At 33.5% G+C, this 10,260-nt stretch carries 10 protein-coding genes; 3 read left to right on the forward strand and 7 right to left on the reverse strand.

All coding sequences use genetic code 11. The features are described 5' to 3' along the window. Positions 1–111: 111 nt before the first annotated feature. Positions 112–1,590, forward strand: a complete 1,479-nt coding sequence (locus tag GXW81_RS04755) for an MFS transporter (RefSeq protein WP_161531408.1) — start codon at positions 112–114, stop codon at positions 1,588–1,590. A gap of 75 nt (positions 1,591–1,665) precedes the next feature. On the opposite strand, the gene GXW81_RS04760 is transcribed toward GXW81_RS04755, so the two are convergent. Genes GXW81_RS04760 through GXW81_RS04780 form a run of 5 tightly spaced genes read right to left on the reverse strand, consistent with a single transcriptional unit; the run spans position 1,666 to position 7,492 of the window. Next, positions 1,666–2,259 carry a hypothetical protein gene (locus GXW81_RS04760; RefSeq protein ID WP_161531409.1) on the reverse strand — a complete coding sequence of 198 codons (594 nt, stop codon included), beginning with the start codon at positions 2,257–2,259 and terminating at the stop codon, positions 1,666–1,668. 57 nt (positions 2,260–2,316) lie between these two features. Continuing rightward, positions 2,317–3,303: an acyl transferase gene (locus GXW81_RS04765; RefSeq protein ID WP_161531410.1), complete on the reverse strand. Its 987-nt coding sequence runs from the start codon at positions 3,301–3,303 to the stop codon at positions 2,317–2,319. 13 nt (positions 3,304–3,316) lie between these two features. Beyond that, positions 3,317–4,210 carry a ribokinase gene (locus GXW81_RS04770; protein ID WP_161531411.1) on the reverse strand — a complete coding sequence of 298 codons (894 nt, stop codon included), beginning with the start codon at positions 4,208–4,210 and terminating at the stop codon, positions 3,317–3,319. Between the two features lie 15 nt (positions 4,211–4,225). After that, positions 4,226–4,867, reverse strand: a complete 642-nt coding sequence (locus GXW81_RS04775) for a DUF4241 domain-containing protein (protein WP_161531412.1) — start codon at positions 4,865–4,867, stop codon at positions 4,226–4,228. Positions 4,868–4,873: 6 nt separating this feature from the next. After that, positions 4,874–7,492, reverse strand: coding sequence for a valine--tRNA ligase (locus tag GXW81_RS04780; RefSeq protein ID WP_161531413.1), 2,619 nt, complete (start codon positions 7,490–7,492; stop codon positions 4,874–4,876). A 211-nt stretch (positions 7,493–7,703) separates the two neighbouring features. On the opposite strand from GXW81_RS04780, the gene GXW81_RS04785 reads away from it, so the two are divergent. Further along, positions 7,704–8,075 carry a DUF1573 domain-containing protein gene (locus tag GXW81_RS04785; protein ID WP_004918413.1) on the forward strand — a complete coding sequence of 124 codons (372 nt, stop codon included), beginning with the start codon at positions 7,704–7,706 and terminating at the stop codon, positions 8,073–8,075. A gap of 34 nt (positions 8,076–8,109) precedes the next feature. Here GXW81_RS04785 and GXW81_RS04790 read toward each other — a convergent pair whose 3' ends face one another. Then, the gene (locus GXW81_RS04790; protein WP_161531414.1) at positions 8,110–8,421 is read right to left on the reverse strand and encodes a hypothetical protein; all 312 of its coding nucleotides are present in this window, start codon (positions 8,419–8,421) and stop codon (positions 8,110–8,112) included. Positions 8,422–8,491: 70 nt separating this feature from the next. Continuing rightward, complete coding sequence (locus tag GXW81_RS04795) at positions 8,492–9,424, reverse strand: IS1595 family transposase (RefSeq protein ID WP_409258623.1); 933 nt, start codon at positions 9,422–9,424, stop codon at positions 8,492–8,494. Between the two features lie 400 nt (positions 9,425–9,824). Here GXW81_RS04795 and GXW81_RS04800 point away from each other — a divergent pair, with 400 nt between their 5' ends. Then, positions 9,825–10,247 carry a hypothetical protein gene (locus tag GXW81_RS04800; protein ID WP_161531416.1) on the forward strand — a complete coding sequence of 141 codons (423 nt, stop codon included), beginning with the start codon at positions 9,825–9,827 and terminating at the stop codon, positions 10,245–10,247. Positions 10,248–10,260 lie beyond the last annotated feature (13 nt).

The raw sequence follows: 10,260 nt of genomic DNA on the forward strand, positions 1-10,260 counted from the left end.
TATTTGCTATTGTTATAGTTGATTATAAAAACCATTAAGAATAAATAATACGATTTATATCTAAGTTCTTAATGGTTTTGTTATTTTTGCGAGATTAAATTTAGTTATAGTATGTCAAACATAAAGGAAAATCAACCTAGTAAAAATATTAAAAATAATCCTAAAGTAATGAGAGCTTGGGCGGTGTATGACTGGGCTAATTCTGTATATTCTTTAGTGATTACTTCTACTATTTTTCCGATTTATTATAGTATTATTACTACAGCTTACGAAAAGAATGAATATATAAGTGAAACAGGGCAATGGGTAAAAGTACCTGTAAGAAATAGTATTAAAATATTTGGGGAAAATTATCATCCAGATGCTATTTATGGATATTCGCTTACCATTTCTTTTCTTATAGTAGTTTTCTTATCGCCCATATTATCTTCTTTGGCGGATACTATCGGTAATAAAAAATCTTTTTTGCAGTTTTTCTGTTATTTAGGAGCAACTTCGTGTATGGGTTTAGCAATGTTTGTTAATATGCATACGGTATTTTTAGGACTTCTTTTTAGTATTACTGCTAGTGTAGGATTTTGGGGGAGTTTGGTTTTTTATAACTCATTTCTACCAGATATTGCCACACCAGATAAGCAAGATGCACTTTCCGCAAGAGGTTATGTCTATGGTTATATTGGCTCTGTAATATTGGTGATTATATGCTTATTACTCATTCAAGTTCTAGCCGAAACACCTAAACAAGCCCTGATAATGACGCGTGTAAGTTTCTTACTTACAGGAGCATGGTGGTTTGGTTTTTCATATTACACATTTAAGCATTTACCGAAGTTTGGGAATGTTAAAGAGCAGCTACCTAAAGATTTAGTACTTCTAAATTTAAAGAATGTTTTTAAAAGCCATAAAGAACAAGGTGGTTTTTGGGCGGTTTTTAAAAGTAATATTATCTTCTACATAGAGATTGTAAAAGAGAGTTTTAGAGAGTTACACAAGGTTGGGACACAACTATTTAAAACGCCTAACCTTAAGTTTTTTCTTACTAGTTTTTTCTTTTATAGTGTAGGGATGCAAACCATTTTCCTAATGGCGACTTTGTTCGGAAAAAGCGAAATTAACTTGCCTCAAGAAAAACTTATTTTAGTTCTTTTAGTTATTCAGATTGAAGCGATTATGGGAGCTGTATTGTTTTCTAGATTATCTAAAAAGATAGGCAATAAAAATGTGATTTCGATAGCCGTTTTCCTGTGGATTGTAGCGTGCGTAGCAGCGTATATGATAGACAAGCATAGCCCTGATGCAGAATATAAATTCTACGGAGTTGCAGGTATTATTGGTTTGGTAATGGGTGGTTTACAAGCAATGTCTCGTTCCACATATTCTAAGCTATTGCCAGAAAATGGTATGGAAAATACAACCTATTTCAGTTTTTATGATGTTTTAGAGAAGGTAGCTATTATTTTAGGAACATTTATTTTTGCGACTCTTATAGAGCATTTTAATAATATGAGATATGCAGCTTTGTCTATGGTTGTTTTCTTTTTCTTGGGGATTGTATTTATAAGATTCTTGAACGGAAAAAAGGTTGGTTAGTATTTAATAAGATACATAATAAAAAAATCGCTCCGTAATTTACGGAGCGATTTTTGTTATAATAAATTCCAGATATTAGAAAGTGTAAACTTCTGTATTGGTTTCACTTAATACTTCGGTTGCTTCAGCTTTATTAGGCTCTTTGGAAGCATCTAATAACGAAGGATTGCTAGGATAAGTTCCGTTATTGAATGTTAGTGTTTTCCAGCCTTCCCTATCTTGAACAGATAATACCTTCCAGCCATTTTCTTCTTTAGACTGTACCCAGAATGGAGGTGTAGTAACAGTAAACGTGGTAATAGGCTTTAAATCATTTTGTAAAAGCAACACGGTACAACCACCACTACCACAAAAAGAAGAAGAGGTTAGATGTACAAAAATTTCATTCTTGCCATCATTGTTTAAATCTACTTGAGCTAACTTAAACTTTTTATCTTCTGGTGCAATGGTTTTAGCATCTTCTTTTGTTAAAAAACTATTGTTAAGATAGTCTTTCACTCTGAGAGCTAAATTCTCATCAGTTTCGGTAGCAAGAGAATCGGTCACAGAAGTCTGCTCTGTAGTAGATACAGAGTCATTGGTAACTGTTTCTGTTACTTTGTTTTTATCTGTGTTACAAGAGAATAATACTAATGCCGCAACAGGCAATAAAACATTTTTGATTTTCATAATTGAGTTTAATTTTATTGGTTGGGAAAGTTTCAAAAATAATGCCAAAGTTTGAACCTAAGAAACTAAAAGACTACAACCTCTAATGTCAGAATGGTCTATCCTTCCCAAAACCTGAAAATAATTTTGGGTTATTTTACCTAAATCTTGTGTAGCAATAAAACTACAACTATGGCGGTTGGCCAAATCTATAATGTTAATAGCTCCTGTTCTCCCATTTTCAACATACGAAAGAGGGTCTTCTGTATTACGAATTAAAATCCTCATCCAATGAGGTGTTTGGTAAAGATTATCTCCTAGCGAATAGGCTTGAGACAGAAGTTCTGTCATAGAGTATTCCGAATAAATTTTCTGAGTTTTAAACCCTTCCTTCAGAATGTTAAGAAGTTCGTCTTTAGTCATTTCTTCTTTTCTTCCTTTCATGCCACCAGTTTCTATTATAGTAAGGTGTTGATGATAAGAAAGTTCCCATTTGTTATCCGCTAAGGTATCCAAAAAATCAAGTAAGGCAAACGAAACTCCAAAGAGAATTACCTTTTTATTTTGTTGTTGTAAATCATTAAGAAGTTTGTACAGCTCCTGATGGTTGTATAAAAAATAGCCGTTTTCTTCTTTAGATGAGGTTTTCATTAGAAAATCAACCATATAAACTAAAGATGAGTTTTGGCGTTCTAGATAATTGGGTAGCAATCCTAAAAAAACAAAATCTTCGGGAGTGCCTATAAATTGTTTAAAACTTTTATAAATGCTATGTTGATATAACTCTTCATTCGCAATCCAATGTTTAGATAAATTCATCTGGGTAGTGCCTGAACTTTGGAAATATAAAGAAGGTGTTAATCCTTTTTCTAACACTGTATGATTTTTAAACATTTCTATTGGTAGAAAAGGAATTTCTTCTATATGCTCTATTTTTTTAGGATTGACATTGAGAAAATCCACGAATTTCTGATAAATTTCTACCTTTTCATATTGGTACAAAAAGGTTTCTATACAGGCGTCTTTAAAAGCTTTTTCTGTGTTAATATCAAAAATAGAAAGCATCAATAAATGTTTTTTAAGCCAAATTAAAATCCTTTAAATAAGGTAGCCCTTTTTGTGAACCTCTATGCTGAGATACTTTTAGTGAGACATCGTTGCCAAATTTCACACATTCGTTGATGGGATTTCCATGACATAGAGCAACAGCAAATCCTGAAGTAAAGGCATCACCCATTCCCATTCTGTAAGCCGCTTCTTCTGGGTCGTTACGGAAATATTTCATTTCAGAACCATTGTAGTAAATGGTAGAATTGGTATCATCTCTTACAAAAAGTTTATTAGGTAATTTTTGTAAAACTGCATCTCTGTGGTCATCTCCAAAAAGCGTAGATAAGTCGTTGCTTTTAGCGACTATGAAACTAGCGTACTCTACTAACTTCTTAGAAAGTGGTCTTGCGGGAGCGGCATATATACCGAGTTTGGTGCCATTTTTTTTGCAAAGCTCTAACACTTTTTCTATAACTGTATCCGTGATTTCTAGTTGAACCAAAACTAAATCAGCGGTTTCAAACAGGTGTTTGGGATTTTCTAGATGTTTAGGACTCAAAGCATAGTTAGCTGATGGGACTACAACAATGGCATTTTTACCTTTAGAAGTGGTAACATATGCTGTGCCAGTTTCTATATCAGGGTCTTCTACAACAAACCCTACATTTACATTTTCTTCTACAAGATTTCTTAATATTTGTTGACCGTAAGGGTCCATACCTACACATCCTACAAAGTAAACACTAGCCCCTAGTCTTGCAGTTCCTACGGCCTGATTAGCACCTTTTCCACCGAAGAAATTTTCGGAGGAGTTAGCCATCACCGTTTCTCCCAACTCAGGATAGTGTTCTGTTTTTAAAACCAAATCCACAGATGAGCTTCCTACTACAAGGATTCTAGGTTGTTCTTTACTAAGTTTCATATTTGTTGTAATTTTTTAGTCAACTTGTATTTCTATAAATTCTGAAATAATTTTTACGGGTTGATGGTTTTCATTAAAACCTATATACGAGGCATAAAAACCTTCTCCGTAGCCCGTTTCAAAAGCGATAATATTATTCTTATGCTGCTCGTTAGGTATCAAAGAAGCAAATTGGTCTATAGCTCCGCTTTCATCAAAAAAATGAGTGTGGAAAAATTCTTCATAAATACCCATAAAATCATCGCCTTTCTTTTGGAATAATTCTAGTTCTAACTGATTAAGATATTTCTGGGTGTCTTTATCCATAAGACAGCCCATTCCTGTTTCTACTGGGAAACCAAAGATTTCATCTTCTTTTAAGTCTTTAATGTTTTGCCCGTTGCATACGGCAAGTTCCCATTTAGAAACGGTTTCCTCGGAGAATGCAATCTCTACATAGGCGATGCAGTTACTCGCCTGTTCTTTATGTATTAAAACAGGAAATTCACCTTTTGGAAAAATGAAACTAAAAGGCTCTTTATCAGGTGTGATGAGTGGGTCGCAAGCAACTAGCTCTCCAGAGGAAAGGTGTATCATTCCGCCATTGAAAGTTTCTAGCAGAGGACTTTCTACAAATGGCTTAGAAAATAGTTTTGCGATGTTTTTAATGTGATTCATTATTTTTTATCCCAGTGTTTTTAATTTTTCTTCTAAAAGGGCTATTTTGTCTTGAGCATCTTTTTGTTTTTTTCGTTCCATTTCTACCACCTTTTCAGGAGCTCCACTAACGAATTTTTCGTTGCTTAGCTTTTTCTCAACAGAAGCTAAGAATCCTTTAAGATAAGAAAGTTCCTCCTCTGTTTTCTTTTTCTCTTCTTCCAAATCAAGTGTTTCACTAAGCGGTATGGAAAGCTCTGTAGAACCCACTAAGAAAGAGAAGCTCGGTTTGTCTGTTTTTTCATTGAAATAAATATCAGAGACATTAGCCAATTTCTTTATAAGTGCTTCGTTGCTGTTTTCGAGAGCATTGGTATAGAGTTCTACGGTTTCTTTAGGAGAAATACCTTTGCTTTGTCTGTAGTTTCTCACGCCAGAAATCCACTCTTTAGCAATATCAAATTGGTTGGTAATATTTACATCAAATTCTGATGCTTCTTTCTGCTGAGCGATAATGAGGGCTTCGTCTGTATTTCTTGAAGTAATATTTTGCCAAAGTTCCTCGGTTAAGAAAGGCATAAAAGGGTGGAGCAATTTCATCAACTCCTCAAAATAAACAATAGTTTTGTCGTAAACCTCCTTAGAAATGCCTTCGCTGTAATTCGGTTTAATGGCTTCCAAATACCAAGAACAGAAATCGTCCCAAATTAATTTATAAATAAGATGTAAGGCGTCTGAAATTCTGAATTTTTCAAACTGCTCGTTAATCTCTTTTACGGTTTTATCTAATAAATGACCAAACCATTCTATCGTTTGGTTTTCAACTGCACCAGCTGGTTTGTCCTCTTGTTTCCAACCTTGTACGAGACGGAAAGCATTCCATATTTTAGTAGCAAAATTTCGCCCTTGTAGCATTAAGTCTTCGTCGAATAGAAGGTCGTTTCCAGCCGCAGAACTCAACAGAATTCCCACTCTTACGCTGTCTGCACCGTATTTGTCAATTAGTTCTATTGGGTCAGGTGAATTGCCTAAGGATTTAGACATTTTGCGTCTTTGTTTATCCCTTACAATCCCTGTGAAATACACATTTTTAAAAGGAACTTTACCTCTCCATTCCAATCCTGCCATAATCATTCTGGCCACCCAAAAGAAAATAATGTCTGGACCTGTAACGAGGTCGGTAGTAGGATAATAATAGTTGATTTCTTCGCTGTTAGGGTCTAATAATCCGTCAAATACGGACATTGGCCACAGCCAAGAAGAGAACCAAGTATCCAAAGCGTCTTCGTCTTGTTTTAAGTCGGCAAGGCTTAGATTTGGATTTTGAGCTTTTTCTCTTGCTAATTCCAATGCTTTTTCAGCGTTTTCTGCCACTACAAAATCGTTTTCGCCTTCTCCGTAGTAGTAGGCAGGGATTTGTTGTCCCCACCAAAGCTGACGAGAGATATTCCAATCTCGGATGTTTTCCATCCAATATTTATAGGTGTTTTTAAATTTATCAGGATAGAATTTAATCTCGTCGCTCATCACCACCTCTAAAGCAGGTTTTGCAATTTCGGACATTTTTAAGAACCATTGTTGAGAGATTTTAGGCTCTATCACCGCTCCTGTTCTTTCAGAAGTTCCCACCTTGTTTACATAGTCTTCCGCCTTAGCGAGGAGACCTTTCTCTTCCAACTCTTTTGCAATTTCTTTACGAACTACGAAACGGTCTTTTCCTTCGTAGTGCATTCCGTGATGATTTAGTTTACCATCATCATCAATAGCATCAATGATTTGAAGTTGATGTTTTTGACCAATTTCGTAATCATTAACATCGTGGGCAGGCGTTATTTTTAAAGTTCCTGTTCCGAATTCAATGTCCACATATTCATCGGCAATAATTGGCACTGCACGATTAACGATAGGCACGATAACGGTCTTGCCGATAAGTTTTTGGTAGCGTTCGTCGTTAGGGTTTACGCATACGGCCACATCACCGAAAATAGTTTCAGGACGCGTGGTAGCCACGGTAAGAAAATCTTGTGTTCCTTCAATTTGATATTTTAAGTGATACAGTTTTCCGTTTTGCTCTTTAAAGATAACTTCCTCATCTGAAATGTTGGTTTTGGCTTCTGGGTCCCAGTTAACCATACGGTAACCTCTGTAGATAAGCCCTTTGTTATATAAATCCACAAAAGACTTTATCACTTGTTCGGAGAGTTTATCCTCCATTGTGAAGCGAGTCCTGTCCCAATCGCAAGAACAACCTAATTTTTTTAACTGCTCTAAAATTGTTCCGCCATATTTATGCGTCCATTCCCAAGCGTGTTTTAGGAATTCTTCACGAGAAATATCAGATTTGTTAATGCCTTCTGCTTTAAGTTTAGCCACAACTTTCGCCTCCGTAGCAATAGAGGCGTGGTCGGTTCCGGGAACCCAACAAGCATTGTAACCTCTCATTCTTGCTCGTCTAATCAACACATCTTGAATGGTATTATTAAGCATATGCCCCATATGCAAAATCCCCGTTACATTAGGTGGTGGAATGACAATGGTGTAGGGAGGTTTATGATTAGGTTCAGAATGAAAATAGTTGTTTTCTAACCAGTAGTTGTACCATTTTTGTTCGGTAGAAGAAGGGTTATATTTCTCTGAAATCTGCATATTTTTAGTCTATTTATAATCGTTATTTTTGCTTTATTCTGCAAAAATAAGATAAAGATAATAAGGAAGCTAACTTTTTGATACAAATTTGTATGGAGAAAATTGTCGGAAAATAAATTCTAGTTTGGCGTGTAATTTGTAGGTAAGAGTGGAAAATAATCAAAGTTGAAAAATAATTTTAACTTTGCATAACTTTAAAAGTATAAGAATTATGAAAAAGATTTTAACAGGGCTAGTTTTAGCGGTAGGTTTTATGGCTTCTGCCCAAACTATTAGCTTCGATAAAACAACAGTAGATTATGGTAAAGTAGAAAAAGGTTCAGAAGGACACCGTTATTTTACAGTAACTAATACAGGTGATAAGCCTTTGGTAATTAGTAATGTAAAGGCATCTTGTGGGTGTACAACTCCAGAATGGGACAAAACACCTATTTTACCAGGTAAAACTTCTAAAATTAAAGTAGGTTATAATACTAATTTAGTAAATCCATTCAAGAAACTTATAGAAGTTTTCTCTAACGACCCTAAAGCTAACAGAAGTGTTATTTGGATTCAGGGAGAAGTTGTGGAAACAAGTAAATAGAAATATTTAGTATTAAAATAAAGGCATCTACATACTATTTGACACCTCTATTTTTATTAGTTTTTTTCTTTTTCAATAAATGTTTATTCTCCTTGAAAAAATTATGTATTTTTTCATTCATTGCTTCAACAGCATCAATTACTGTTCTTCTTTTCTTAAAATATTCGTAAATTAGTGGGTCAAAAAAATTATTTGCCATTTCATAATCATTAGTTCCCGCATATACATAAAAACGAAAACTATACAAATAAGTGGGCCAATCTTTTGGTTGATTTCTAAAATCAGTAGTTGCCTCCAAATATTCTATAAGCTCTTCTTTGGTTTTAAATGGTTCATCATCAGACATAATAAATATATTTTTTGTTATATATTATTATTCCGTAAATTATTACTTGAATAAGAAATCATAAAAAAAATTATAATCTACTCCTTAAAATTAATTGATTGTATGTTAAATTACAACCCTTAATATTAGTTATTAGATGAATAAAACGACCTCTTGGAGTCATTTTTCTTGTATTATATCTAAAAACAAATTCATCAACATATCTTTGCAAATGTTGTCGAGATACAACTCTATATACGCCAATTATTGCTCTTTTAAAGTTACTCCAAAAATTTTCGATTGTATTTGTATGTGCATTTCCATTAACATATTGTTTATTACCATGATTTACTATTGAATGATTGTAAAACATATCTAATCCATTATATGAGCCCCATTCATCAGAATATAAATCACTAAAAATATTAACAGTTCTCAATATTCTTGACTGTAATTCATTATTTGTTACATTTGAAACGACATTAGCGTTAACTTTTCCGCCACGTTCTAACATTCCAAAAACAGGGATTTTATCTAGATAACTTCTTCCCTGTGAATGCTTTACTTTTTTATTAGCGTGTCGATTTTTGTTCTTACCACCAACATAAGTTTCATCAACTTCAACTTCGTTTTCTAAACCCTGTCCGTTCTCAAAAGCCGAACATTCTTTCAATCGCTTCAACATAAACCAAGTTGTCTTTTGTGTAAGTTCCGTGTCTCTATGTAATTGCATAGATGAAAGACCGCATTTGTGTGATGTATACAACCATATTCCAATAAACCAATCTCGTAAAGATATATTGGAATTTTTGAAAATCGTAACACTTTTCACCGTGAAAGTTTTCTTTGTTTTACTACATTTATATCTGTTATTAGAACATCTGTAAACCTTTGCGGTTTTATCAAATGGAGAAACAGGATTACCATTCCATAAAATTTTTTCTAAAAAAACAATACAAGATTGTTCATCTGGAAAAGTATTCATTAGTGCTTTTAGTGAGTTAAATTTAAATTCGTTAAAAATATTAACCATAGCTTATAGTGTTTATAAGCACTTTATCCGTATTTTTCAGAATTTATAAGTTAATGGTGAATTAATATTTATGATATTCAAACTACTATTGGTTAGATATTAAAAAAAAATATTATATTTGCCTCCGTTAAGAAGGCCTCCTTAACCTTTTAAAACATAGGAAAGTGTTCAACTTATTTCTCTCTAACGAAATCTGGTAAATTTTAGGACGAGAATAGGTGAACGGTTCCACGCTATACAATTTATGGCGTGGGCTGTTACTTATTTTAGTCCAAGGTCTTTACCAGAGCCCGTTAGATAAGATTGGTTGCAGTACCCACGCTTTCTATACAATGATATTCAATAATTTTCTTTGGGGTATCTGGGAAATAAAACTTAAAATTATTTTAAAATGAAAAAAGTAATTTATTCCATATTAATTACCGGATTGCTATTGTCTTGTGGTAAGAGTCAAAAAAATGAAGAAAATATTGATTTTGAAACAGAAACCCAACAAATAGATAAAGAGGTTTCATTAAATAACGATAGTCGTTATAATGATAATAGTTATGATGATTTTTCTTCTTCAGATACTGATTATGACAAAATACTTGATGATTATGAAGAATATACAGAACAATATTTAGCCATGTATAAAAAGGCAATGGCTGGTGATGTTTCTGCAATGACTGAATATCCGGAATTAATGGAAAAAGCCCAAAATTTGGAAGAGAGTATGAAAAATGCTGAACAAAATGGAAAATTAAATTCTCAACAAATGAAACGATTAAATAATATAATGATGAAATATATGGACGCTTTACAAAATAGATAATCCAAAAAAAAAA

This window comes from Riemerella anatipestifer, from assembly GCF_009932355.1.
Taxonomy (GTDB): domain Bacteria; phylum Bacteroidota; class Bacteroidia; order Flavobacteriales; family Weeksellaceae; genus Riemerella; species Riemerella anatipestifer_E.